Raw genomic sequence first — 23,782 nt, forward strand, 5'->3', positions numbered from 1 at the left:
CCACCTCCGCCGCCGGAGCGGCGGAGGTGGGGGAATCAGGCGTCGCGCTGCTGCGCGACCAGTGCCGGTCAGGCGTCGCGCAGTTGCGCGACGAGTGCCAGTCAGGCGTCGCGCAGCGACGCGACCAGGGCCAGATCGTTGTAGACGTGCTGCTCGACGATCAGTCCGCCGTCGAGCACGAACACGTCCGCGTAGCGGATGTCCTCGAACGGAGTGCCGTCGAGCCATTCCCCGTACAGCCGCCCGAGCGAGGTCACAGTGACCCGCCCGTCGGCGTCACCCACCAGGTAGCGGTCCCGGTGCTTGCGCACCCACCGGTAGGTTCCGGTCGACGCGGCCGCCATCTCCCGCAGCGACGAGTACTCCCGGCCGCCCGGGAAGACCAACCGCGCCTGCGCCGCGAGAAAGCTGCCTGCTTCGTCGAGCTCGCGGTCCTCGCACAGTTGCAGGTACCTGTCGATCAGGCCGGGCGCGTCCGGTGTGCTCATCAGCCGGTCTTCTCGCTCAGGGCCGCCTCCCACTGGTCCCGCAGCGGGTGCTCCGCGGGGCCGTGCTCGGTGAGGATGCGCATGAGGCGGGCCAGCAGCTCGTCCCGCTCCCGGTCGAGGACCCGCTGCTCCTCCTCGGTCGAGACGAACCCGTCGACGGCGCCCGCGGTGAGCGCGCCGGAACGGACCAGCAGCGCCTCGACGACGCGTACCCGCTGGCGGGTCACGTGCAGCTCGGTGGAGAGCTGCAGCACCAGGTCGAGCAGCTTGCCGACCTTGGGGTCCCCGAAGTAGTCGAACTCGGTGCTCATCACGCCTCCGGCTTGGTCGCGGCCAGTACGGCCCAGGGGAAGTGCCACTCGGGACGGTCGCCCCAGCCCTGCGGCTGGACGCCGTTGCGGCGCTCGTCGAACGGGGTCCACGACACGTCCGTCAGGCCGGCCTCGGTGCAGACCTCGATCAGGTCCGAACCGAACAGGTCGTGGAAGAACGGCTCGTTGTTGCGCTCGGCGTGCTCGTAGACGGTGGCGTCGCGCAGCGGGTCGCCGGTGAGCATGAACTCCAGGAAGCGCAGCGAGCCGCCCGGCTTGAGCAGGCGCGCGGCCTCCACGATCGTTTCCCGGATCGCGGCGGCCGGCATCTCGTGCAGCACCATCGTGCCGGTGACCACGTCGCAGCTGTCCGACTCGATGCCGGTGGCCCGGCCGTCGGCCTGCCGGTAGTCGATCGCGACTCCGGTCGCCTCGGCCTCGGCGTGGGCCAGGCGCAGACCGGGGGCGGCCAGGTCCACGCCGATCACCTGCGCGGTCGGGTACCTGGCGGGCAGCGGGCGGGTGCTCTTGCCGAAACCGCACCCGATGTCGACGATCCGGGTCGCCGCGGGCAGCTCGGGCAGCGCGGTCTGGGCGAACAGCGTGTGGAACTTGTAGCCGTCGTTGTCGCGCAGCATGACGATGCGCGCGCCGAACTCGTACACGTAGGCCGACATGTCGTCGGAGAAGAAGCTGCCGGGCTGGATGTGGATGTCGTAGTCGGTGTACCAGTCGGGCAGGTCCAGGTCGGGGTTCAGCTCCAGCGAGCCCTTCGGCTGCTCGGGCAGCGAGGTGAGCTGGTCGGTCAGCTCCTCGCGGCGGCTGAGCACCGCGTCGCCGGCGACCTTCCAGAGCATCTTCTGCTGCACCCGCTCCAGGTGGCTGAACCACGGGTAGAGCGGGAGACCGCGCAGCACCTGACCGGCGTCGGCGACGGTGGTGGCCGACGCCCCGGTGGCGCCGTACTCCTCGCGCAGCGCCGGGTAGACGGTGTCCGCCCAGCGCTTGCGCAGGCCGAGGACGAAGTCCACGGCGGAACGCTCATCCAGGGTGAGGCGCTCCTCGATGTCCAGCATGCTTGTCTCCTCTACAGGTGGGGGAGGTCCGGTCCGCGGTGCACCGCTACCGGGGTGGACGGGTCAGTGGGCGTACCGCACGCGCTGGGCGGACGCGGTGTCGAAGGCGCCGAGGAACGCGCCGGCCATCCGTCCCTCGTAGACGGCCTCGAAGGCGGTGCGGGGGGCGTTCGCGTCGCCGACGACGTGGACGCGGGGACCGTCGGGCAGCGCGTCGAGCTGCCGGTACAACTCGTCCGCGGCCTGCGCCGAGCCGCCGTCGACGACCGTGGTGACGTCCTCGACGATCGTCTCGCCGCCGGCGAGCGGGCCGCCGAGGGCCACCGCCGTGGCGCCCGCCGCGCGGGCGGTCCGCATCGGGTGCACCGCGATCCCCAGGTCCGCGAAGCGCTTGAGCAGCGCCAGGCGCGAGTACGTGGTGATCTTGGCGCTCACCGTGGCGGTGGGGGAGACGAGGTGGACCCGGGCACCCCGGCGGGCGAGCGCCTCCGCGACCGAGGCCGCCGACCAGGTGCCCTCGTCGTCGAGCACGACGACGGCGCCGGCGGGCCGGTAGCCGGGGTCGGCCAGGTTGTCCACGGCCTGCCAGATGTCGATCACCGGCGGGCCGCCGGGCAGCTCGCGGCGGGCGGGCCGGGAGCCGGTGGCGAGGACGACGTCCTGGTAGTCGCCGGCCAGCACGTCCTCGACGCCGGCGCGGTGGCCGAGCCGGACCGGGATGCCGGCGGCCGCCACGTCGCGGGCCAGGTCGCGGGTGAGCAGGCCGAGCCGCTCCCGCCCGGGTACGCGAGCGGCCACCTCCACCTGACCGCCGAGGTGGTCGCGCGCCTCGACCACCGTCACCCGGTGCCCGGCCCGGTGCGCGGAGAGGGCGGCCTCCAGCCCGGCCGGCCCGCCGCCGACGACGAGGACGTTCCGCGCGCCGGACGGCCCGGGCAGCTCCGGCCAGGCGTCGGCCCACTCCCGCTCGGCGCCGACCTCCGGGTTCACCACGCAGGAGATCGGCAGGCTGGTCTCCAGGCGGCCGATGCAGCCTTGGTTGCAGGCCAGGCAGGCGCGTACCTCGTGCTGGCGGCCCTGTTCGGCCTTGCGCACCAGGTGCGGGTCGGCGATGTGCGGGCGGGCCAGGCCGACCAGGTCGGCCTCGCCCGCGGCGACGAGTTCGGCGGCCTCCGGCAGGCTGTCCAGCCGGCACACCGCGAGCACCGGCAGGTCCGGGAACTCGCGCTTGAACAGCGCCGCGTGGTGCCGGAACGGGGCGTGGCCGAAGCTCATGTCCGCCATCTGCGTCGCGAGCGACCAGCTGCCGTGGTAGGCGGAGTGGCTGACGTGCACGTAGGCGAGGGGGAACTCGGCGCGCAGCTTTCCGACGATCTCCAGCACCGCGGCCGGGTCGAGGCCGCCGGGCAGGAACTCGTCGGCGCTGACCCGCAGCCCGACGGGTAGCTCGGGGGCGGCGGCGAGCACCGCGGTCAGCACCTCGCGGGTCAGGCGCATCCGGTTGTCGAGGCTGCCGCCGTACGCGTCGTCGCGGGTGTTCGTGTGCGGGGAGAGGAACTGCTGGAGCAGGTGGCCGTGGCCGGCGTGCACCTCCAGGCCGTCGAAGCCGGCCTCGCGCATCCGCCGCGCGGCGGCGGCGAACGCGGCGACGACGACGGCGATGTCCCGGCGTCCCATCGCGTGCGGCACGTGCGAGCCGGCCGCCCACGGCACCGGCGACGAGGACCAGGCGGCGGTACGGGTCGCGTCGCCGTTGGCCTGCCGTCCGGCGTGCATGATCTGGGCGAACATGCGTGCCCCGTGCTCGTGCACGGCCTCGGTCACCGCCGCGTACGCCGGGATCGACGAGTCGTCGAAGCTGCCGAGGCTGATGCTGCGGCCCGCGCTGGTGGGGTGCACGCGGATCGCCTCGGTGATGATCAGGCCGACACCGCCGCGCGCCCGCTCCGCGTGGTAGGCGACGTGGCGACGGGTGGGCACATTGTTCAGTCCGAAGTTGGTGGTGTGGCCGGGGACGAAGACCCGGTTCCGCAGGGTGAGGCGACCGAGCCTGGTGGGGGAGAGAAGAGCGAGAAGCTTGTCGTCAGGCATGCCTCGGACTTCCTGTTTCGGGCCGCACTCGGCGAGGCCGAGAGCGTTCGGATGAACCGTACGCCGTTCGATTGAGTGGAACGGTAGGGCCGGGTTCACATGCCGTCAACGGGCTACTGATCAGTAACTTAGTCCGCCGCACCGCCTCTGAGCTGCTGTTCCACTAGGCGGAACGGTGACCGATGATGACCGTCGATGCGGCGGTCGATCGTTCGGTTCCTCCTGATCGGACGACAGTGCCGGCCGCCGATCCCCGGTCGGTGGCCCGCGCCGATCGTTCGGACGGCTGCGCCGGACCGTGTCGGTGGGCGTCCTCCGGGTGTGCGGATGCGTCTCCGGGTGCCGGCTGCGGACGCGCGTCGGCCCGGGTCGTCGACCGGACGCGCACCCGTGGTGCGGCTGCCGGCGACGACCCGGGCCGTCGTTGTTCAGCAGGCGTGGTGACGGCCGGGCGCCGTCGCGCCGCGCCGGAGGTCAGGGGCGGGCGGTCAGCCGGCGTCCGGGCGCAGGTACGGGGTGAGCAGCTCGCGGCCGAGGCCGGTGGCGGCCGTGAGGTCGAGACCGTTCTCGATCATCCGGCTGAGGGCGTAGACGACCGACTGGACGAGCTCCGCCATCCGGTCCGGGTCGCTCGCCCCGTGCTCGGTGAGCGCGGCGCGCAACGGGGCCTCGAGGCTGTCGTGCAGCAGCCGGCTGGAGGTCGCCAGCACCTCGCTGTTGCCCGCCGACGCCAGCGCCCGGGCCAGTGCGTGGTCGCCCCGGGCAACCAGTTGCAGGTTGGCCTCGACGTACGCCAGGATTCTCGCCCCCGGCGTGCGGGCCTCGGCCATCTGCTTCTCGACGAAGGCCGACCACCGGGGAAAGGTGTCGGCGACCAGCACGTCGAACATGTCGGTGCGGGACTTGAAGTACGAGTACGCGCTGGACCGGGCCAGCCCGGCGTGCCGGGCGACGTCGGCCAGGCTCGGGATCTGCTCCGGGTGCTCGGAGAGCAGGGTGCGGGCGGCGTCGAGCAACGCCGCCCGCTGTGCGGCCCGGTGTTCCGCGACGGTCGAGGCTTGGATCTTCGGCACACCGACCTCCCCGTGTCTCCCGCCGCCCGTGTCCGGTCCGCGTCGCTCCCTGCTCGTCGCGGTCAGCTGCTCGTGGCCAGCTTGCCGTCGATCATCTCGTAGATGGTGTCACAGTATTGCAGCACGTCGTGATCGTGAGTGACCATCACGACGGCCACCGAGCGCTCCCGCGCCTCCTGGGCGAGCAGCTGGACGATGTCGTGGCTGCGGGCCCGGTCCAGCGCCGCCGTCGGCTCGTCCACCAGCAGCACCGAGGGCTCGGTCATCAGCGCCCGGGCGATGCCGACGCGCTGGCGCTCGCCGCCGGAGAGCTGGTGCGGCCGGCGGTCGGCCTTACCGGCCAGGCCGACGTGCGCGAGCATCTCCAGCGGGTCGCGCCCGGACCGCTCCCGTCGCCCGCCCAGCCGCAGCGGCAGGCGCAGCTGGTCGGCGGCGGTCAGCGCGGGGAGCAGGTTGCCCGACTGGAACACGAACCCCACGTGCCGTCGGCGCAGCTCGGTGCGCGCCCGGCGGCTGGACACGGTCATGTCGTGCCCGGCCACGGTGACGGTGCCCTCGTCGGGGCGGGCCAGCCCGCCGGCGACGGCGAGCAGGCTGGACTTGCCGGCGCCGGAGGGCCCGACGATCGCGGCCAGCTCGCCCGGCGCGACGGTCAGGTCGACGTCGTCGAGCGCGTGCACGGTCTCCGCGCCGTCGCCGTGCCGCAGGTGGACGCCGCGCATGACCAGGCCGAGGTCGGCCGGGGTGGTGCCCGGCGTCGAGGGGGACGGTGTGGTCCGGCTGCTCATCGGTTGCCTCCCAGGGCGGTCGCCGGGTCGATGGAGGTGAGGCGGACGACTGCGGCTGCCGCGCCGACCAGGCCGAGCACGAGCAGCCCGGCCGCGGCGGCGGCGATGCTCTGCGGGTGCAGCGCGAACGGGACGTTGCCGCCGGAGATCAGCGCGCCGAGGCCGAGGCCGATCCCCATGCCGACGGCGATGGCGAGGGCCAGCAGGATCAGTGCCTGGGTGAGGGCGTCGCGCAGCACCCAGCGGGTCGAGGCGCCCAGCGCCCGCAGCACGGCGACCTCCTGCTTGCGCTGGATCGCCCAGACCGCGAAGAACGCGCCGGCCACGAGCGCCGAGATCGCGTAGAGGAAGCCCTGGATCAGCTGGAGCGTTGTCGTCTCGGCGGTGTATCCCGGCGAGGCGCCGTATGACTCGTCGAGCGTCAGGCTCTCCGTGCCCGCCGCCTTGTCGCCCGCGGCCAGGTCCACCGAGTCGCCGTCGGCCGCGCGGACCGCGACGGCGGTGATCTCCTGGGCCGCCTGCGCCGGCGTCTGCGCGCCGGCCGGGGTGCCGGACTTGACCGCCTGCCATGTCGCCAGCGGCACGTACGCCACGTCGACGTGGCCGAAGGTGTCCTGCTGCTGGGTGACGCCGACGACGCGCAGCCGCGTGCCCAGCCGGTCCACCGTCACGGTGTCGCCGACGCGCAGGCCCGCGTCGATGGCGGTGGGGCTCACCACGATCCCGTCCGCCGAGCCGAGCCGGTCGCCCTCGCTGACGGCGGGCGACAGGAACGAGTCGGTCTCGACGCCGAACAGGGCCAGGTCGACCTCGGTGCCCCCGTCGGTACGCCCGTTGACGAGCGTGTTGCCGAACGGGGTCGCCTCCGCCACGCCCGGCTGGTCGCGCCAGGTGTCCACCGCCGAGGCGTCCACCACGCTGCGCGAGAACGCCGAGTCGTGCTGCACGCCGTGGGCGAAGGCGAACGAGGTGACCGGCAGGTTCTGCAGGCCGGAGACGCCGTCGCGGACCAGTCCGACGGACAGGCCGGACAGCATCACCATCAGCACCGAGATCAGCGCGATCACGGCCCCCATCAGGGCGAATCGCAGCCGCGCGAACCCCAGCTCGCGAATGGCCAGGAACATCAGCCGCCACCTCTCAAACTTGTCGACACCATGTCGTCATGTTAACAACGCGGTGTCGGCAAAAAGGGCCGGTGGTGGGTGTCTACCCGGCCACACCCGGTGACGGCGGGCGGGCGCGGCCGGTAGCGCCCGGCCTCAGGCGGCGACCGGGCCGGCGGTGGCGCGGCGACCGAGAGCGGTCACCGCGACGACGATGATCGGGGCGAGCGTGAGGTGGCACACCGCCAGCGTGATCGTGCTGGTGGTGTCCAGGTCGGCGGGCAGCGTCATGGTGGCGATCGTGAGCACCGCGAGCGCCGGGCCGATGATCAGCGCCGCCCGGACCACCCAGGCGAACCGGGACGCCAGCAGGGCGACGGCGGTGAGCCCGAGCGCCAGCGGCAGCGCGCTGAAGCCCGCGACGGTCACCGCGTCGACCTCGACCCGCCGGCCGTCGGCGGTGAACAGGAAGCTGCCGCCGGCCGCCCGGCCGATCGCGTACACGATCAGGTTGACGACCACCGCGGCGGCGGTGGCGAGCGCGACGACGGCGGTGCGGGACAGGTCAGCCACGGGAGGTCTCCTCTGCGTGCTCTCGGATCAGGTAAGCCTCGATGCGGGCGAACGCCCCGGCCCAGACCTCGCCGGCGAAGAAGTCGCGCAGCTGCGGGGTCGGGAAGCCGCTCTGCACCACTGTCATCAGCGTGCCGCCGTCCCTCGCCTCGAAGGTGACCTCGATGCGCGTGGTCATGGTCGTGCCGTCCGGGCCGGTGCCCGTGGACTCGGTGACCAGCCGGTGCGGGCGGTCGATCTCCAGGAACGTCTGCGTCTCACGGAACAGCATGTCGGGGGACGGGCCCCAGACGGCGGTCTGCCTCCCGCCGACCCGCAGGTCGGCGTCGATCTCCACGATGCCGGGCTCCTCGTCCAGGATGCCGAACCAGATCTTCTGTTTGCCGGCGTCGGTGTAGGCGTCGAACGCCTCGTCAGGGGTGCCCGGAGGGTGTCGTGTCACCCGTATGTGGAGCGTCATGGTCGCGGTCCTCCGTGGTGAGTGTGAGATAGGCGTCGAGGCCGTCGAGGCGGCGCGCCCAGAGCCGTCGGTAGAAGGCGATCCAGGCCATGGCCGAGTCCAGCGGCGCCTCGCTGAGCCGGCACTGCCGGGACCGGCCGACCTTGCGCGTCACCACGAGGCCCGCGTCCTCCAGCGCGCGCACGTGCTTGCGCATGCCGGTGAGGCTCATCCCGGTGGGCTCGGTCAGCTCGCTGATGGTGGCCGGGCCCGCGCCGAGCCGGATCAGGATGTCGCGTCGGGTGGGGTCGGCCAGGCTGGCGAACACCCGGTCGAGCGTCTCTTGCTGAACCACGAGGTTCACCGTACGACACTGAACCGTTTGGTTCAACGTTATGCCGCAGGTGGGCTGGTGCACGCGTGAAACGGCCCCGCGACCTCTCGGGTCGCGGGGCCGTCCCCGGCGCCGTGGGAAGAAACGCCGGAGTGCGGGGTGCCGGTCAGGCCAGCGTGCAGGGTGAGCCGTTGAGGCTGAACGAGCCGGGCCGGGCGGTGTTGCCGGTGTGCGTGGCCTGGAAGCCGATGGTGGTCGAGCCGCGGGCCGGGATGACCGCGTTGTACGCGAGGTTGCGCGCGGTCACCTGGCCCGAGGCGGGGGAGTAGGACGCGTTCCAGCCCGAGGTGATGGTCTGGCCGCCGGGCAGCGTGAACACCAGCGACCAGCCGTTCACCGCGGCGGTGCCGGTGTTGGTGACGGTGATGTTCTCGGTCAGCCCGTTGTTCCAGGCGTTCAGCTCGATGCTCACCGAGCAGGCGCCGGTGCCGGGCGGCGGGGTGGTCGGGCCCGGCGGGGGTGTGGTCGGACCGGGCGGCGGCGTGGTCGGGCCCGGCGGGGGCGTGGTCGGACCGGGCGGGGGCGTGGTCGGACCGGGCGTGCCGGTCAGGCCGAAGAACGCCACCGCGGCCGCGGCCATGCCCGCCGACGGCAGGCTGTGCCCGGCGCCCTGGATGCTGTACGCCTCGACCTGGACGGTGCCGTTGGCGTCGGCGTAGCGCCGCCGGTTCCAGCCGGACTGCGGCGTGTCGGTGGACGTCGGGTTCTGGCTGAGGCCGAACACGTTCGTCCACTGCTCGATCGTCTCCTGGAGCAGCGAGTACGGCACCAGCGTGTCGTTGGTGCCGTGCCACAACTGCACCCGGGGGCGGGGCCCGGTGTAGCCGGGGTACGCCTGGCGGACCGCGTCACCCCACTGCTGCGGGGTGCGGTTCATGTTTCCGCCGGTGCACTGGCTGGAGCCGGGGGGATAGTCGGCGGCGCCGGCGAAGCAGTTGAACGGCACGCCCATGAAGGCCGCGCCGGCCTTGAAGACGTCCGGGTAGAGCGCCAGCATGTGGTTGGTCATCATGCCGCCGGACGAGCTGCCGGTCGCGTAGACCCGGTCCGGGTCGGCGCCGTACTGCTGCTGGACGTAGCGGACCATCGAGATGAGCGACACCGGGTCGCTGCCGCCGCCGCGTCGCTTGGCCGCGTCGGACCAGGTGTCGAAGCAGTTGCCGAAGCCGGCCTGCTGGGTCGCGCTGGGGTAGATCACGATGAACCCGTACCGGTCGGCCAGCCCGGCGAACTCGCTGCCGGAGTAGAAGCCGGGGCCGGAACCGCCGCAGCCGTGCATGGCCACCACTGTGGCCGGCCGGGCCGGGCGGGCGTCCGGCACGTAGACGTGCATGCGCATCCGGCCGGGGTTGTCGCCGAAGCTGGTCACCTCGGTCAGCGACGCCGCGTACGCGGGTTGGACGGCGGGGACCACCAGGCCGGCCGCCACCAGCGACGCGGCCAGGGCCACCACCATCTTGGCTCTGATTCTCACGGAGACTCCTTCGATCGCCCTGTGCGGGCGGGGACGGGCGGGTGCGCGCCGCGCCGGCGACCCGGGCCGCCGCGGTGTCGCGCCTCACCCACTGACGTGGATCGCCCGGCCCGGCTCCGTCGTATGGCACATAGTGTTCCGGCCGGACGCCGAAGTGTCAATCGATGTGCTCCGATGAGCTGCGGCGGCGTTCGTCTACAGTCGGTGCACCGTCCCTGAGCCGAGCCCGGAGCGCGTGTGGCAAGCCCGTTCGACATCGAGGAGATCTACCCGGACGAGGGGCCGGCGCCGCGGCTGCCCCGGCGGCAGGCCGGCACCTCGCCGCAGAGCGTCGCGGTGACGCTCCTGACCGACTACACGCTGCGTACCCGCGCCGCGCTGCCGTCCGCGGCGATCGTCGCGCTGCTCGGCGAGGCCGGCGTGACCAGCGCCGGCGCGCGTACCGCGATCAGCCGGCTGGCCCGCCGCGGTGTGCTGGAGGGCGCCCGGCAGGGCCGCAACAGCTTCTACCGGCTCAGTCGCGCCGCCGCCGCCGACCTGTCCGCCGGCGGGAACTGGATCACTGCCTCCACGGCCGAGACGCAGGCGTGGGACGGGTGCTGGACCATCGTCGCCTTCTCGCTGCCGCAGGACCACGGCACCCAGCGCCGGGCGCTGCGCGGCCAGTTGCGCTGGCTCGGCTTCGCGCCGCTCTACGACGGGCTGTGGATCTCGCCGTACGAGCTGGCCGGGCCGGCGCGGGCCCGGCTCGCCCAGCTCGCCCTCGGCGCGGTCACGGTGTTCCGGGGGCGGCAGGACGCGCTGGACGCGATCGGCCAGCGCGCTCCCGTGGACGCCTGGGACGTCGACGCGATCAGCGGGCACTACGAGGCGTTCCTGCGCCGGTGGACGCCGCTGGTGTCGCGGCTCGGGTCCGTCGACGGCGCCGCCGCCGTGCGGGCCCGGACCGAGGTGATGGACACGTACCGGCGGTTTCCCACGCTCGACCCGCGGCTGCCGCTTGAACTGCTGCCCGCCGGATGGCCGCGCCGGGCGGCCCGGGACCTGTTCGCGGCCGTCTACGACGGCCTGGCCGACGCCGCCGAGACCCACGTCCGGGCGGTCGTCGCGCGGTTCGCCGACCCGGTGCCGCCCGGCATCCGGGCGCACACCACCGCCGACATGCTCGCCGGCGTACGCGAGGACGGCTGCGGCGCGCCCGCGGGCTGACCGTGACCGTCGCGCGTGGACACATCGGCGGCGGTGAGTCTAAGGTCGCGGCACCCGGTATCCCGCGAGGAGCGGCCATGCGCGTCACCATCTCCCTCGACGAGCTGCTCGGTGACGAGGTGCGGCGCGACCCGTACCCGTTCTACGCCCGGCTGCACGAGGCGGGGGAGGCGGTCGCGCTGCGGCCGGCCGACCCGCACGCGCTCGTCGTGCACGGGTACGACGCGGTCAACCGGGTGCTGCGCGACCCCCTCTTCCGGGTGCTCGGCGCCGACTACCTGGACCGGGCCGGGGTGCGCTGGCGCGAGCACCAGGTCATCCGGATCCTCCAGTCGTCGATGCTCAACGCCGCCGAGGGGGACCACCTGCGGGTCCGGCACCTGTTCTCCCAGGCGCTCACCCCGCGCCGGGTCGCCGCGCTGGAACCGGCCATCGGGCGCATCGCCGACGGCCTGCTCGACGGGCTCGCCGCGGCCGGCGCGGACGGCCGCCCGGTCGACTTCATGGCCCGCTTCGCGCTGCGGCTGCCCAGTGACGTCATCGGCGAGCTGCTCGGCGTGCCGGAGGCGGACCGGGAGTGGTTCCCGTCCCGGGTCCGCGCGTTCGACGCGGTGCTGGAGATCGGCCGCCGGTCCATGCGCGAGGTCCGGGCCGCCAACGTCGCGGCGGCGGAGCTGACCGCGTACTTCACCGATCTGGTCGCCGCGCGCCGGGAGCGGCCGCGCGACGACTTCGTCTCGGCGCTGCTGCGCGGCCTGGACGCCGAACCCGGCCGGATGACCGCCGACGAGCTGCTGGCCAACCTGATCATCATGTACAACGCCGGGTTCCGGACCACCGCGAACCTGCTCGGCAACGGGCTGGTGCTGCTCACCGAGCGGCCGGCCGCGCGGGACGCGTTGCGTGCCGATCCGTCGCTGGCCGCGTCGTACGTCGAGGAGATCCTGCGGTTCGAGCCGCCGGTGCACTTCGCGGTCCGCTACGCCGCCGCGGACACCGAGGTCGCCGGCCTGCCGGTGACGGCCGGCCGGACGGTGGTGGTGCTGACCGGCGCCGCGAACCGGGATCCGCGCCGCTTCCCCGACCCGGACCGGTTCGACCCGTCCCGCACCGACAACCGGCACCTGGCGTTCAGCGCCGGACCGCACTACTGCTTCGGGGCGACGCTGGCCCGCGCCGAGGGACGACTGGTGCTGCCCCGCCTGCTGGACCGCTTCCCGGCGCTGGCCGCCGAGCCCGGGCCGCGCCGCGCGCTGATGCTGCGCGGGTACGACCGGCTGCCGGTACGGCTGGCCGACCGGCCACCTTGCCAAACCAACCCGATCGAGTAAGGTCGATGCTACGCGGAGTGTCCGCTCCGCGCCTCACACGTTCCGTCGAGCAGGTCGAGCGCGCCGCCAGGACGCCGTGGAAGGGAAACACCGGACATGACCGACGAGATCCGCGCGTTCCTCCTCGCCGCACTCACCGAGATGAAGTACGACGTCTCCGACGTCGACGACGACACCGTCTTCGGCCCGGCCGGGCTCGACGTGGACTCCCTCGGTCTGGCCGAGCTGGCGGTGCGCGTGGAGGACCGGTTCGGGGTCGCCTTCGACGACGACGAGGCGGAGGAACTCGCCATGATGACGGTCGGCGAGTTCAGCCGGACCGTGGCGGCGCGCATCGCACCGGCCTCGGCGCACTGACCGATGCCGGCGCACCGCACCCGGCCGCACCGCACCCGGCCGCGCCGCGTCCCGGCGGCCCGGCCGGCACACCGGGGCCGGTGAGCGTGCGCGAACCGGTCACCGTCACCGGGATCGGGCTGGTCAGCCCGGTCGGCTCCACCGCCGCCGAGGTGTTCGACGCGGTCTGCGACGGCCGGTCCGGGCTCTCCCGCCCGCCTGCCGGCCATCCGCTGCACGGCGTGGTCGACGCCGCCGCGTTCGCCCCGGCGATCGACCCGGCGAGCGTGCTGCCCGGCCCGGAGTCCCGCGTCGTGGACCGGTCGATCGTGATGGTGCTGCGCGCCGCCGAGGACGCGCTCGCCGACGCCGGACTGCGGATCGGCCACGACGTCGACCCGTACCGGGTCGCGGCCGTCGTCTCCGGCGTCGGCGGTCTGTCCATGCTGGAGGAACAGGTGCTCGGCCGCGCCGCGCGGGGCCGGTTCGGGGTCAGCCCGTACATGCTGCCCGGGACGCTGCCGAACATGGGCGCGGCCCGCATCGCGATCAAGTTCGGCATCCACGGTTACACCTCGTCCATCGGCACGGCGTGCGCGGCCGGGGCGCAGTCGATCGGTGAGGCGCTGCGCATCCTGCGCGCCGGGGAGGCGGACGTGGTGCTCGCCGGATGCGCCGAGGCGCCGCTGTTCCCGACCTTCGCGTACGCGTTCGGCAACGCCCGGGCGCTCGCCCGCGGCTGGGCCGACCCGGCCGCCGCGAGCCGCCCCTTCGACAGGCGCCGCAACGGGCTCGTCCTCGGCGAGGGTGCCGGGGTGTTCGTGCTGGAACGCGCCGCGCACGCCGCCGCGCGCGGCGCCCACCGCCAGGCCGACGTGCTCGGCTGGGGCGCCACGAACGACGCCCACCACCCGACCACGCCGCGTCCCGACGGCGCCGGCGCGGCCGCGTGCATGCGGATGGCCGTCCGCGACGCCGGGCTGGTGCCCGCCGACATCGGGTACGTCAACGCGCACGGCACCAGCACCCGGGCCGGGGACGCCGCCGAGCTGGCCGCGCTCACCGAGGTCTACCGGGCCGGCCCGCCGCCGCTGAGTTCGACGAAGGGCGTCACCGGGCACATGCTCGGCGTCTCCGGCGTGATCGAGGCCGCGATCGCGGTCGAGGCGCTGCGTCGTGGCCTGCTGCCGCCCACGCACAACCTGGACGACCCGGAGCGGGCGGGCGAGGTCGACCACATCCGCGAGAAGGCCCGGGGGGCGGCGGTGGACGCGGTGTTGTCCAACTCCTTCGGCTTCGGCGGCCACAACGTCAGCCTGGTCCTGGCGCGCCCGTCCTGACCGGCGGCCGGGGACCTCAGCGGAGCGTGATCACCGTGGCGGTGTCGTACGCGGCGACGGCGACGGTGAAGTGCGGGCGCAGCATGTCGGCCACGTAGTCGAGGTCGGCGACGAGCGGCACCGGCAGCAGGGCGCGCTGGTCCGGGCCGGTACAGGTGGCGACCAGCTCGATCCGGTCGGCCTTGAGCAGCCCACGGGTGAGGAACGCGGGCAGGTCCTCGGGCAGCAGGCACCGCCACATGTCGACGTTGACGATCACGTCCAGCGCGCCGGCCTTGAACTGCTGGAGCACGGTGCCGAGCAGGTGCGAGTTCGTCTCGCCGACCGGCGCGTCGTGGTCGAACGTGTGCGACCCGGCACCCAGGGCCAGCGCGGACACGCCGTTGCCGACGACCAGGGCCGCGCTCCCCGTCAGCTCGTCGCGCAGCGACGCGGGCAGCGCGTCCGGCCGGCCCAGCCCACCGGCCCGGTACGCCTCGATGGCCTGGCCGTAGAGCCGGATCCGGCCCAGGTGCCGGCCGAACGTGTTGAGCCCGTACAGCACCTCGACGTCGTAGCGCAGGTGCTTGCGCAGCAGGTATTTCATGTTGTCCATCGAGGCGAGCCCGTTGGACGTCTTGCGGAAGTGCGGCAGGTGGTAGGAGAGCGCGTCGACGTCCAGCCGGAACAGCTCCGGCGGGGCGCCGTGCAGGTGGAACACCCGGTAGAAGAAGTCGAGGTCCTCGAAGCCCCACTTGACCATCGCCTCGTCGAAGCCGCCGACCCGCCGGAACGACTCGTGGTCCACCGAGGCGTTGTGGGTCAGGCCCAGCACCCAGGGCGCGCTCGGGAAGTCGTCCATCCGCTGCGGAAGGGCGATGTCCTCCAGCCGCGGGTCGCCGCGCTCGGCGTCGAGCATCGACGGGGCGACCGGCTCACCCCGGCGCAGCGCGTCCGCGCCGGCCCAGTCCAGGTCGTACCGCTGGCCGAGCAGCACGCCCGGCCGGCCGGCCCGCCCGGCGTGGAAGTCGCGGTGCCGTTGCAGCAGCCCGGGATGCGCCACCGTGTCGGCGTCCAGGAACATCAGCGTGTCCGCGCGGGCGCGGGCCGCCGCCGCGTTGCGGTTGGCGCTGCGGCCCCGGTTCCGCTCGCTGCGGACGTAGTCGATCCGCAGCCGGTCCCGGTACGCGTCCACCACTGGGCCCAGCGCCACGGCCGAGCCGTCGTCGCCGACGACCACCTCGAAGTCCCCGGACGGCAGCGTCTGCCGGGTCAGCGAGCGCAGCGTCGCGTCGAGCGCTGATGCGTTCTCGTGCGCGGGCACCACCACGCTCAGGCCGGGCCGGTCCATGGTCGGCCTGGTCAGCGCGGGGTGGAGTTGGCGGTGATGTAGTCGGCCAGTTTGCCGAGCGTGGCCATCCGGTCCTCGTCCAGCTCCTCGACGTCGATCTGGATCTCCAGCTCGTCCTCCAGCGCCAGCAGCAGCTCCAGGCCGAGGGAGGAGCTGAGGCCGAGCTCGTCCATCAGCTGGGTCTGCTCGGTGACCGGGGCGTCCGGCCGGAGCATCCGGGTCAGCAGCACGGTCAGGCGGTCCACGACCTTGTCACGGGGCGGGGCGTCGTGTGCTAGCACCTGTGGTCCCACGAGTCGATCATGCGCGTCGGCATGGAGTCATCAGAGCAGGGGACATCGGCGGGTGTCAACGGGTACGGCGATCGTCACCGATCGTGACCGAGGCCGGTGCGGCACTCGACGACGTACGGCCGGTCACCGGCGAGCGCGACCGCCACCGCGTACCCGGCGGGCGTGGGCAGGTCGGCGAGCCGGTGCGGGCCGGCCGGGTCGAGGCACTCGACCACGTCGCCCCGGTGCACCGGCATCCCGAGGTTGGGCCACAGCCGGCCCCCCGCCGCCTTGACGGCCGCCTCCTTGCGCGCCCACAGCCGGGTGAACCGCAGCGCCCGGCCGGCCTGGTCCGGTCCGGCCACGACGTGCCGCGCCTCCCGGGGGTGGAAGAAGCGGGCGGCCGCCGACACCGGATCCCCGCCCGGCGCGACGTGCTGGATGTCCACCCCGACCGGGCGGCCCTCGCTGAGCGCGACCGCCACGAGGTCGCCGGAGTACGACAGGCTCGTGTGCAGCCCGCTCCACGGTGCGGTCAGCGCCGGTTTGCCGTACCGGCCCCGGCGCCAGGTCAGCGCCGCCGGTGGCGTGCCGGTGGCCCCTCCGGCCAGGACGCGCAGCGCGCCGTGCGCCACCGTGAACCGGTCCCGCAGCACCCCGGTGCCGAACCGCGCGGCCCGGTCCCGCTCGTCCGCGTCGAGCACCGCCCGGTACCGGGCCAGCTCGTCCGCCGGCACCGCTGCCGCAAGGATCCAGACCCGGACGGCGTCCCGCATGGACGGCAGCGTAACCGTGCGCGCTCACGTTGACACACGCCGATACGCGTTGCTCTGATGAACGGGTGTTCGCGCAGACGGTCCAGGCCCAGGTTCCCGTGCCGTTCGCCGGGCCGGGCGCCGGCACCGCGCCCCTGACCTGGGGGCAGAAGGCCATCATGCAGGACATGCGGGAGACCGGCTGGACGCACAACGTCAGCGGTGCCCACCCGGTGCCGGCGGGTGTCACGGTCGAGCAGGTCGCGGCCGAGTTCGCCGCGCTGATGGCCCGCCATCCGGCGCTGCGGATGCGGCTGGGCGACGGCGACGGGAACGGCCCGTGCCAGGTCGTGTCGGGAAGCGGCGAGACGGTCCTGGACGTGGTGGACGTACCCGACGACGCCGACCCGGCCGACGTGGCCGCGTTCGCCTACGACCTGGGCCACGCCCGTCTGCTGAGCCACTACGACCTCTACCGGGACTGGTCGGTGAAGATGGCGGTGATCCGGCACCGGGGCGCCCTGGTGCACCGGGTGCTGACGATCGACCACCTCGTGGTGGACGGCACCGCCACGTCCCTGATCCTGGCCGACCTCGGCCTGGCCGGCCGGCCGGTCCGCCGGGTCGCCGACCCGCGTACCGTGCAGATCCTCGACCTCGGCCGGCGGGAGGCGACGCCGCCGCTGCGCCGGGTCAGCGACCGGGCCGTGCGTCACTGGGCCGGACACCTGCGCGACGTCCCGCCGCTGACGTTCGGCGAGCCGGCCGCCGGAGGGCGCCGGGGCCACCGGTACTGGCACGGCCGGTTCAGCTCGCCGGCTGCGTACCTGGCGGTGCGGGCCGTCGCGGCGCGGACCCGCACCGACACCTCGCGCGTGCTGCTCGCGGTCATCGCGGTCGCGATCGGCCGGGCCACCGGCGTCAGCCCGCTCACCGCCAAGCTCATCGTCGGCAACCGGTTCCGGCCGGGCTTCGCCGAGGCCGTCGCCCCGCTCAGCCAGAACGGCGTGCTGCGCGTCGACACCGCCGACACCACTGTGGACGAGGTGGTGGCGCGCGCCCGCCGGGCCGCGGTCTCCGCCGGGAAGTACGCCTACTACGACCCGGCCCAGCTCGCCGAGGTGGCGGACCGGCTGGACGCGGAACGCGGGTACCCGGCCCGGATCACCTGCCGGATCAACGACCGGCGGGTGACCACCCGGCAGGCGGCCGACGGAGGGCTGCACGACGGCCCGGTGACCGCCGAGCGGATCCGCCGCCGGGCGGACGAGACGTTCCTGGTCTGGGACGGCCCGCTGGACCACCTGCCCGAGCAGATGTTCATCACCGTCGAGGACCAGCCGGAGACGGTCCTCCTCCAGGTGATCTTCGACTTCGGCTGCTTCACCGAGGAGCAGGCGGAACGGCTGCTGCGCGGCGTGGAGGAGGTGGCGGTGGAGGCGGCCCTCGACCCCGCCGCGCCGACCCGGGTCACCCCCGGGTCGGCGGGCGGCTGACCGGTCACCGGTCCCAGGTCACCGGCAGCGACTCCAGGCTGCGCACCACCAGCCCCGGCCGGAACCGCAGCTCCGACTCGTCGACCGCGAGCCGTAGCCCGGGCAGCCGCCGCAGCAGTGCGCCCAGCGCCTCCTGCAACTCCATCCGGGCCAGCGCCGCGCCCAGGCAGTGGTGCGGGCCGGCACCGAACGCCAGATGCGGGTTGTGCACACGGGCCAGGTCGAGCGTGTCCGCGCCCGGGAACACGGTGGCGTCCCGGTTCGCCGACGCGATCGCCGGCAGCACCGCGGCGCCGGCCGGCAGGCGTACGCCGCCCAGCTCCACCTCCTCGGTCGTGACCCGGGGCAGCAGCACCCCGTTGTCGCCGAGCTGGATGAAGCGGGACAGCTCCTCGACCGCCCGGGCGACCGCCACCGGATCGTCGCCGCGCAGCCCGGCGAGCTGCTCGGGATGGCGGGCCAGCACGAGCAGGAACAGGTTGAGCTGGTTGGTGGTGGTCTCGTGCCCGCCCACGAAGATCCCGGCGGTGACCGAGACCAGCTCCCGTTCGGTCAGGTCGTCGTGTTCGTCCCAGACCGCGATGAGCGCGCTCATCAGGTCGTCGCCGGGCTCGCGGCGCCGCTGGTCGATCAGCTCACGGAACGCCTCCAGCGCGGCCCGGGGCGCCTCCGGGTCGGCGTCCCAGTCGCCGACGAGCGCGTCCGACCACTGGCGTACCCGCTCCCGGTCCCGGTCGGGGATGCCGAACAGCGTGCTGATCACGGAGATCGGCAGGGGGCCGGAGACGTGCGTGATCAGGTCGGCCGGCGGACCGGCCGCCTCCAGGTCGTCGATCATCCGGTCGACGAGCGCCGCCACCTGCGGGCGCAGCTCCTCCACCCGGCGGACGGTGAACGCGTGCGAGACGGCCCGGCGCATCGTGGTGTGCCGCGGCGGGTCCATCCCGATCAGCGAGTCCTCGGCGAGCGAGCCGAGTTCCCGGGTCGGGCGGTTCGGGCCGGCCGCGGCGGCCCGGCTGAACCGCTGATCGGTGAAGACCCGGCGCACGTCGGCGTGCCGGGTGGCCAGGTACGCGCACGCCCCGTCGGGCAGCTCGACCCGGGCCACCGAGCACGTCTCGCGCATCCGGGTGTAGTCCGGCGACGGGTGGTAGATCGTCGGAGCCGGCGCGAGCGGGTAGGTGATGGCCGGTGGCTCCTGCGTCATCTGCGACTCCTCAGATCGGGCCGCCCCGGGCCAGGGCGGCGAGCGTCGGCACGAGTTCGGCGGGGGAGGGCATGGCGTGGACCCGGTCACGCATCAGCGCCGCGGCCCGCCGCCGGGGGCCGTCGCCGACCAGCTCGCCGACGAGATCCCGTATCGCGGTGGCGGTGGCGCGCTCGCCCGCCAGCCAGGCGCCGGCGCCGGTGACCGCCAGCCGCCCGGCGTTGAAGTGCTGGTCGCTGACCTGCGGCAGGACGAGCTGCGGCACGCCGTACGCGAGCGCGGTCATGGTGGTGCCGGCCCCGCCCTGCTGCACCAGGGCGGCGCAGGTCGGCAGCACCAGCCGTACCGCCAGGGGCCCGTCGACCAGGCGGACCCGGGCCGGGAGCGGCCCCAGCCCCTCGTGCTGGCGCGGTTCGACCACCACGACGACCTCCATGTCGAGCCCGGCCACCGCCCGGATCACGCCGCCCAGGTCGAGCCGGTCGTGCAGCCCGGCGCCGGCCATCATGGTGCCCGCCGTGACGCACACCCGGGGCCGGTCCGCCGGGCGGCGCAGCCAGTCCGGCACCACGGCCGGACCGTTGTACGGCACGAACCGCACCGGGCGGCCGGGGCGCCGCATCGGCACCTGCATGGGCGGCGGCACCGGATCGAGCGTCAGTACGCCGTCCAACGGCACGTCGGCGGCGGAGAGCCCGAACCGGGCGGCCAGCGGCCCGATCACCTCGTCCGGGTCCAGGCGCAGCGTGGTCGAGGAGTCCGGCCCCCACAGGTTCAGCACGCCCGGCACGCCCAGCGCGGCGGCGGCCACCGGCGCGGCCAGGTTGAACGGTTCCCAGAGGACCAGGTCCGGCCGCCAGGACCGGCCGAAGGCGACCAGGTCGTCGAGGACGGCGTCGGCGAACCGGACCACCCCGCCGTCGGCGGTGATCGCCGGCTCGACGGCGCCGGCCGGGGCGGAACCGGCGAGCGGGGCCACCGCGCCGATCCGGCCCGCGAACGCCTCGGCGAAGTCGACGTCCGCGCCCAGCGGTACGGCGGCGAGCCCGGCCGCGCTGATCGTGGCGGCCATCGACGGGTGACTGGCCACCCGCACCTCGTGGCCGGCGGCCTGCAACGCCCAGCCGAGCGGGACCAGGCTGTAGAAATGCGACCGCCAGCCCCACGTCGACATCAGAATTCGCAGCGGCGCAGTCAAATCCCACCAATCCGCGCGGCGAAACGGCAGCCCTGGAGAACCGATGCTAGGGGATCGGCACCGGTACGCGGAAGGTCGCGGACCGATGCCATGGATATTGACGTCGGACTAACCGATGCTGGACTCTTAGCCGATGTCGGACGTGGACCGCGATCAGCTGGCCGGTGGCGCCGTGACAGTCAATTCCGGGCTGCGTTCCTATCCGTTCGAACCGTTCACCGGCGACCTTCCCGCCGAGCTGCTGGAGATGGTCGTCGCCGAGCCGGTCAGCCGGGTGCGGTTGCCCGACGGGCGGGCGGCCTGGCTCGTGCTCGGCTACGAGCACTGCTGCACCGTCCTGGCCGATCCCCGGTTCTCCCGGCTTCCGCTGGGCGCGACAGCGACACCGGACGGCGGCGGCCCCCGGGAGCTGAACATGGACGGCCCGGCACACGCCGTGGTGCGGCGGGTGGCCGGCCGCGCGTTCACCGCCCGGCGCATCGGCACGTTCCGGCCCCGGGTGCAGCGGCTGGTGGACGAGCTGGTCGACGCCATGCTCGCCGGTCCGCGCCCGGCCGACGTGGTGGCCGGGCTGGTGGCACCGCTGCCGGTGCTGGTGGTGTGCGACGTGCTCGGCGTCCCGGCCGCCGACCGGCCCCGGTTCTACGGCTGGATCGAGGGGCTGAACTCGGTCACCGCGTACGGCTCCGCCGCCGCCGCGACCGCGCAGGTGGAACTGCGGGACTACCTGGCCGGCCAGCTCGCGCGCAAGCGGGCCGAGCCCGGTGACGACCTGCTCTCGGCCTGGGTCCGCGGCGGCGACGCGCACGAGCTGGCCGACGCCGAACTGGTCGAGCTGGCCATGGGCGTCCTGCTCGGCGGGCTGGAGATCAACTCCACGAGCGCCGGCCTGCTCGCGCTGTTCCAGCACCCGGAGCAGTTGGCGAAGCTGCGCGCCGCGCCGGGCAAGCTTCCCGCGGCCACCGACGAGATCCTGCGCTACACGTCGGTGAGCGCCATGTTCCGGGTACAGGTGGTCCGCGAGGACCTGGTCCTCGGCGGGGTCGCGATGCGGGCCGGCGACTGCGTGATGGCGATCCCGTGGGCCGGCAACCGCGATCCCCGGTTCTTCCCCGAGCCGAACGTCTTCGACATCGACCGCCGGCCCGGCGTGCCGCACCTGACGTTCGGCTTCGGGCCGCACTTCTGCCTCGGCACGGCGCTGGGCCGGATGCAGGTGGAGCTGTCGCTCGGCGCGCTGCTGACCCGGATGCCGGCGCTGTCGCCTGCCGTGCCGCTTGCGGAGATCCCGTGGCGGCACGATCGGATGAACGGCGGCATCGCCTCCTTCCCGGTCACCTGGTGACCGCCGGTCAGTAGCTCTCCACCGCGTTGACCCGGCCCGGCCAGTAGCGCTCGCCGGGTGCCGGCACGTAGTGCTCCCACCGGGGCGGGTTCCCGGCCGGGTGGTCGCCGAGCACGGTGATCCGCTGCCCGCGCCGCAGGCCGTCGTAGTCGTTGACGGCGTAGTGCTGGGTGACCCGGTTGTCCCACACCGCGACGTCCCCGGTCCGCCAGCGGTACCGGCAGGTGAACTGGGGGCTCTCGGAGAAGGTGAACAGGTGCTCCAGCAGCGCGTCGCTCTCGTTGCGCGTCAGTTGCGGGATGTGCGAGGTGAACAGCCGGTTGACGTACAGCGAGCGGCGGCCGGTCTCCGGGTGCACCCGGACCACCGGGTGTTCGGCGCGGCTGGTGAACTCGGTGCCGATCCGGATGACGTGGACGGCGGTCAGCCCGTCGAGCAGGTCCCGCATCGGCGCGGAGAGCGCCTCGTAGACCCGGTACTGGTTGGTCCACATGGTGTCGCCGCCGACCTCGGGCAGCTGGATCAGGTGCAGGATCGAGGCGATCGGCGGGCTCTGGTGGAACGTCATGTCGGTGTGCCAGACGTCGACCTTGCCGCCGTCGGCGGAGTCGATCACGACGATCTCCGGGTGCCCGTCCAGCCGGGGCAGGTACGGGTGCAGCTCCACCTCGCCGAATCGGCGGCCGAACGCGACGTGCGCCTGCGGCGTCAGCCCGGTCTGGCCGGCCAGGAACACCACCTGGTGCTTCAGCAGCAGGTCGTGGATCAGCGCGAAGCCCTCGTCGGTGAGCGTGTTCAGGTCGATGCCGTGGACCTCGGCGCCCAGCGCGCCGGAGACGAGCCGGACCTCGGCCGCGATGGATGTGGTCATCGATGATCCCTCCGGTCTGCGCGCCACGGCTGGTCCGCGCATTGTTCCACGTCCATGAATGTCCTAACCAGCCGTCGTCGTTGACTCACCCGCCGTACGCCTGGAAGCATTCGCACCGGCGGGGGCGGCGGTGCCGGCCCGCGACGCGGGAGGAGGCGCCGGTGTCGATCGATGCCCCGATCGAGGGTGACGCGGGGGAGCGGCTCGACCGGCTCACCGACCTGGCTACCCCGTTCGCGGTACGCACGGCGGTGACGCTGCGCGTGCCGGACCGGATCGCCGCGGGCGTCACCGGTCTGGGCGAGCTGGCCGACGCCTGCGGCGCGGACGTCTCCGCGCTGGGCCGGCTGCTGCGCTACCTCGTGCACCGGGGCGTGTTCATCGAGGTGTCGCCGGACGTGTTCGGCCTGACCGACGTCGGCGAGCTGCTCTGCGACCGCGACGGCGGCGGCCACGGCGCCTATCTGGACCTCGCCGGTCTCGGCGCGCGGATGGACCTGGCGTGGACGGGCCTGCCGCACGCGATCCGCACCGGCGGGCCCGGCTACCGGGAGGTGCACGGGCGCGACTTCTGGGCCGACCTCGACGCCCACCCGGACCACCGCGCCTACTTCGACGCGCTGATGCTCAGCCAGCAGCGGTTCACCGCGCCGGAGGTCGCGGCGCTCTACCCTTGGCACGAGGTCGGGCATGTGGTCGACGTGGCCGGGGGCGCGGGCGGGCTGCTGCGGGAGGTGCTGGGCGCCCATCCGCACCTGCGGGGCACGCTCGTCGACCGCGACGAGCCGGTGGCCACCGCCGCCGCGACCTTCGCCGCGTGCGGCCTCGCCGACCGGGCCGGGGCCGTGGTCGGGGACTTCTTCGCCCCGCTGCCGCCCGGCGCCGACGTGTACGTGGTCTCCCGCGCGCTCACCGACTGGAGCGACGCCCACGCCACCGCGATCCTGCGGCGCTGCGCCGAGGCGGCCGGGGGTACGGGCCGGGTGCTCGTCATCGAGGTGCTGCCGACGGTGCCGCACGTGCCGCACCTGTCGCCGTACGACCTGCGCATGCTGGTGCTCGTCGGTGGGCGCGAGCGCGGGCTGCCCGAGTTCGCCGTGCTGGCCTCCGCCGCGGGACTGGCGCCCCGGCGCACCTACCACGGCGCCGACGGGCTGACGCTCATGGAGTTCGCCGCCGGCGCCTGACCCAGGCGGACGGGTCGCACCTGTCCGGTGCCGTCCCGTCCGCCCGAACATTGACGTATATGCATCGACATGGCGGCCGTGGGCCAAACGGC

At 73.9% G+C, this 23,782-nt stretch carries 24 protein-coding genes; 7 read left to right on the forward strand and 17 right to left on the reverse strand.

Annotation, left to right across the window (positions count from 1 at the left end):
- Positions 1-101 precede the first annotated feature (101 nt).
- The 11 genes from M8C11_RS01820 to M8C11_RS01870 all read right to left on the reverse strand — a co-directional run bounded on the left by M8C11_RS01820 (position 102) and on the right by M8C11_RS01870 (position 9,795).
- The gene (locus M8C11_RS01820; RefSeq protein ID WP_123109426.1) at positions 102-488 is read right to left on the reverse strand and encodes a nuclear transport factor 2 family protein; all 387 of its coding nucleotides are present in this window, start codon (positions 486-488) and stop codon (positions 102-104) included.
- Positions 488-799, reverse strand: a complete 312-nt coding sequence (locus M8C11_RS01825) for a hypothetical protein (RefSeq protein WP_120569453.1) — start codon at positions 797-799, stop codon at positions 488-490. Before M8C11_RS01825 ends, M8C11_RS01820 begins: the two co-directional genes overlap by 1 nt.
- Positions 799-1,875 carry a class I SAM-dependent methyltransferase gene (locus tag M8C11_RS01830; RefSeq protein WP_252448042.1) on the reverse strand — a complete coding sequence of 359 codons (1,077 nt, stop codon included), beginning with the start codon at positions 1,873-1,875 and terminating at the stop codon, positions 799-801. Before M8C11_RS01830 ends, M8C11_RS01825 begins: the two co-directional genes overlap by 1 nt.
- A gap of 63 nt (positions 1,876-1,938) precedes the next feature.
- Entirely contained in the window at positions 1,939-3,966 is a 2,028-nt protein-coding gene (locus M8C11_RS01835; RefSeq protein WP_252448044.1) for an FAD-dependent oxidoreductase, read from the reverse strand.
- 488 nt (positions 3,967-4,454) lie between these two features.
- Complete coding sequence (locus M8C11_RS01840) at positions 4,455-5,039, reverse strand: TetR/AcrR family transcriptional regulator (protein WP_121685357.1); 585 nt, start codon at positions 5,037-5,039, stop codon at positions 4,455-4,457.
- A gap of 62 nt (positions 5,040-5,101) precedes the next feature.
- A complete protein-coding gene (locus M8C11_RS01845; protein ID WP_252448045.1) occupies positions 5,102-5,827 on the reverse strand; it encodes an ABC transporter ATP-binding protein in 726 nt (241 codons plus the stop codon).
- Positions 5,824-6,954: an ABC transporter permease gene (locus M8C11_RS01850; protein ID WP_252448046.1), complete on the reverse strand. Its 1,131-nt coding sequence runs from the start codon at positions 6,952-6,954 to the stop codon at positions 5,824-5,826. Before M8C11_RS01850 ends, M8C11_RS01845 begins: the two co-directional genes overlap by 4 nt.
- Before the next feature lie 135 nt (positions 6,955-7,089).
- Positions 7,090-7,506, reverse strand: coding sequence for a DUF6069 family protein (locus M8C11_RS01855; RefSeq protein ID WP_252448047.1), 417 nt, complete (start codon positions 7,504-7,506; stop codon positions 7,090-7,092).
- Positions 7,499-7,966 (reverse strand): SRPBCC domain-containing protein, encoded by a 468-nt coding sequence (locus M8C11_RS01860; RefSeq protein ID WP_252448048.1) that lies wholly within the window; start codon positions 7,964-7,966, stop codon positions 7,499-7,501. The genes M8C11_RS01855 and M8C11_RS01860 overlap by 8 nt, the downstream gene beginning before the upstream one ends.
- Positions 7,920-8,300, reverse strand: coding sequence for a helix-turn-helix transcriptional regulator (locus M8C11_RS01865; protein ID WP_120573738.1), 381 nt, complete (start codon positions 8,298-8,300; stop codon positions 7,920-7,922). Before M8C11_RS01865 ends, M8C11_RS01860 begins: the two co-directional genes overlap by 47 nt.
- A 145-nt stretch (positions 8,301-8,445) precedes the next feature.
- Positions 8,446-9,795: a PHB depolymerase family esterase gene (locus M8C11_RS01870; protein WP_256485029.1), complete on the reverse strand. Its 1,350-nt coding sequence runs from the start codon at positions 9,793-9,795 to the stop codon at positions 8,446-8,448.
- Positions 9,796-10,050: 255 nt separating this feature from the next.
- On the opposite strand from M8C11_RS01870, the gene M8C11_RS01875 reads away from it, so the two are divergent.
- From M8C11_RS01875 to M8C11_RS01890, 4 genes are all read left to right on the forward strand, one after another.
- Positions 10,051-11,022 carry a PaaX family transcriptional regulator C-terminal domain-containing protein gene (locus M8C11_RS01875; RefSeq protein WP_252448050.1) on the forward strand — a complete coding sequence of 324 codons (972 nt, stop codon included), beginning with the start codon at positions 10,051-10,053 and terminating at the stop codon, positions 11,020-11,022.
- Positions 11,023-11,099: 77 nt separating this feature from the next.
- On the forward strand, positions 11,100-12,353 hold the full coding sequence (locus M8C11_RS01880; RefSeq protein ID WP_252448051.1) for a cytochrome P450: 1,254 nt from the start codon (positions 11,100-11,102) through the stop codon (positions 12,351-12,353).
- Between the two features lie 96 nt (positions 12,354-12,449).
- Positions 12,450-12,710: an acyl carrier protein gene (locus M8C11_RS01885; protein WP_121685322.1), complete on the forward strand. Its 261-nt coding sequence runs from the start codon at positions 12,450-12,452 to the stop codon at positions 12,708-12,710.
- 80 nt (positions 12,711-12,790) lie between these two features.
- The gene (locus tag M8C11_RS01890) at positions 12,791-14,029 is read left to right on the forward strand and encodes a beta-ketoacyl synthase (RefSeq protein ID WP_252448052.1); all 1,239 of its coding nucleotides are present in this window, start codon (positions 12,791-12,793) and stop codon (positions 14,027-14,029) included.
- Between the two features lie 16 nt (positions 14,030-14,045).
- Here the strand turns inward: M8C11_RS01890 and M8C11_RS01895 are convergent, their stop codons facing one another.
- From M8C11_RS01895 to M8C11_RS01905, 3 genes are all read right to left on the reverse strand, one after another.
- The gene (locus tag M8C11_RS01895; protein ID WP_252448053.1) at positions 14,046-15,359 is read right to left on the reverse strand and encodes a glycosyltransferase family 2 protein; all 1,314 of its coding nucleotides are present in this window, start codon (positions 15,357-15,359) and stop codon (positions 14,046-14,048) included.
- Between the two features lie 11 nt (positions 15,360-15,370).
- Complete coding sequence (locus tag M8C11_RS01900) at positions 15,371-15,640, reverse strand: phosphopantetheine-binding protein (RefSeq protein WP_252448054.1); 270 nt, start codon at positions 15,638-15,640, stop codon at positions 15,371-15,373.
- A gap of 86 nt (positions 15,641-15,726) precedes the next feature.
- Positions 15,727-16,407, reverse strand: a complete 681-nt coding sequence (locus M8C11_RS01905; RefSeq protein WP_252448055.1) for a 4'-phosphopantetheinyl transferase superfamily protein — start codon at positions 16,405-16,407, stop codon at positions 15,727-15,729.
- A gap of 65 nt (positions 16,408-16,472) precedes the next feature.
- Here M8C11_RS01905 and M8C11_RS01910 point away from each other — a divergent pair, with 65 nt between their 5' ends.
- Entirely contained in the window at positions 16,473-17,882 is a 1,410-nt protein-coding gene (locus M8C11_RS01910; RefSeq protein WP_252448056.1) for a condensation domain-containing protein, read from the forward strand.
- A gap of 4 nt (positions 17,883-17,886) precedes the next feature.
- On the opposite strand, the gene M8C11_RS01915 is transcribed toward M8C11_RS01910, so the two are convergent.
- Together M8C11_RS01915 and M8C11_RS01920 are read right to left on the reverse strand one after the other, a co-directional pair.
- Entirely contained in the window at positions 17,887-19,089 is a 1,203-nt protein-coding gene (locus M8C11_RS01915) for a cytochrome P450 (protein WP_252448057.1), read from the reverse strand.
- 10 nt (positions 19,090-19,099) lie between these two features.
- On the reverse strand, positions 19,100-20,263 hold the full coding sequence (locus M8C11_RS01920; RefSeq protein ID WP_252448058.1) for a nucleotide disphospho-sugar-binding domain-containing protein: 1,164 nt from the start codon (positions 20,261-20,263) through the stop codon (positions 19,100-19,102).
- A 157-nt stretch (positions 20,264-20,420) separates the two neighbouring features.
- On the opposite strand from M8C11_RS01920, the gene M8C11_RS01925 reads away from it, so the two are divergent.
- The gene (locus tag M8C11_RS01925) at positions 20,421-21,632 is read left to right on the forward strand and encodes a cytochrome P450 (protein WP_252448059.1); all 1,212 of its coding nucleotides are present in this window, start codon (positions 20,421-20,423) and stop codon (positions 21,630-21,632) included.
- Positions 21,633-21,639: 7 nt separating this feature from the next.
- Here the strand turns inward: M8C11_RS01925 and M8C11_RS01930 are convergent, their stop codons facing one another.
- On the reverse strand, positions 21,640-22,503 hold the full coding sequence (locus M8C11_RS01930) for a TauD/TfdA family dioxygenase (RefSeq protein ID WP_252448060.1): 864 nt from the start codon (positions 22,501-22,503) through the stop codon (positions 21,640-21,642).
- Positions 22,504-22,664: 161 nt separating this feature from the next.
- Between M8C11_RS01930 and M8C11_RS01935 the strand changes: the two genes are divergently transcribed.
- Positions 22,665-23,690: a methyltransferase gene (locus M8C11_RS01935; protein ID WP_252448061.1), complete on the forward strand. Its 1,026-nt coding sequence runs from the start codon at positions 22,665-22,667 to the stop codon at positions 23,688-23,690.
- Positions 23,691-23,782 lie beyond the last annotated feature (92 nt).

The sequence above is a fragment of the Micromonospora sp. CPM1 genome (genome assembly GCF_023896895.1).
Lineage (GTDB): Bacteria > Actinomycetota > Actinomycetes > Mycobacteriales > Micromonosporaceae > Micromonospora > Micromonospora tulbaghiae.

What these genes read in the sequence shown, in the direction of transcription:
- M8C11_RS01820 (WP_123109426.1), bottom strand. Translation starts at nt 488, where the DNA reads ATGAGCACACCGGACGCGCCCGGCCTGATCGACAGGTACCTGCAACTG.
- M8C11_RS01825 (WP_120569453.1), bottom strand. Translation starts at nt 799, where the DNA reads ATGAGCACCGAGTTCGACTACTTCGGGGACCCCAAGGTCGGCAAGCTG.
- M8C11_RS01830 (WP_252448042.1), bottom strand. Translation starts at nt 1,875, where the DNA reads ATGCTGGACATCGAGGAGCGCCTCACCCTGGATGAGCGTTCCGCCGTG.
- M8C11_RS01835 (WP_252448044.1), bottom strand. Translation starts at nt 3,966, where the DNA reads ATGCCTGACGACAAGCTTCTCGCTCTTCTCTCCCCCACCAGGCTCGGT.
- M8C11_RS01845 (WP_252448045.1), bottom strand. Translation starts at nt 5,827, where the DNA reads ATGAGCAGCCGGACCACACCGTCCCCCTCGACGCCGGGCACCACCCCG.
- M8C11_RS01850 (WP_252448046.1), bottom strand. Translation starts at nt 6,954, where the DNA reads ATGTTCCTGGCCATTCGCGAGCTGGGGTTCGCGCGGCTGCGATTCGCC.
- M8C11_RS01860 (WP_252448048.1), bottom strand. Translation starts at nt 7,966, where the DNA reads ATGACGCTCCACATACGGGTGACACGACACCCTCCGGGCACCCCTGAC.
- M8C11_RS01870 (WP_256485029.1), bottom strand. Translation starts at nt 9,795, where the DNA reads ATGGTGGTGGCCCTGGCCGCGTCGCTGGTGGCGGCCGGCCTGGTGGTC.
- M8C11_RS01880 (WP_252448051.1), top strand. Translation starts at nt 11,100, where the DNA reads ATGCGCGTCACCATCTCCCTCGACGAGCTGCTCGGTGACGAGGTGCGG.
- M8C11_RS01885 (WP_121685322.1), top strand. Translation starts at nt 12,450, where the DNA reads ATGACCGACGAGATCCGCGCGTTCCTCCTCGCCGCACTCACCGAGATG.
- M8C11_RS01895 (WP_252448053.1), bottom strand. Translation starts at nt 15,359, where the DNA reads ATGGACCGGCCCGGCCTGAGCGTGGTGGTGCCCGCGCACGAGAACGCA.
- M8C11_RS01905 (WP_252448055.1), bottom strand. Translation starts at nt 16,407, where the DNA reads ATGCGGGACGCCGTCCGGGTCTGGATCCTTGCGGCAGCGGTGCCGGCG.
- M8C11_RS01915 (WP_252448057.1), bottom strand. Translation starts at nt 19,089, where the DNA reads ATGACGCAGGAGCCACCGGCCATCACCTACCCGCTCGCGCCGGCTCCG.
- M8C11_RS01920 (WP_252448058.1), bottom strand. Translation starts at nt 20,263, where the DNA reads ATGTCGACGTGGGGCTGGCGGTCGCATTTCTACAGCCTGGTCCCGCTC.
- M8C11_RS01925 (WP_252448059.1), top strand. Translation starts at nt 20,421, where the DNA reads ATGTCGGACGTGGACCGCGATCAGCTGGCCGGTGGCGCCGTGACAGTC.
- M8C11_RS01930 (WP_252448060.1), bottom strand. Translation starts at nt 22,503, where the DNA reads ATGACCACATCCATCGCGGCCGAGGTCCGGCTCGTCTCCGGCGCGCTG.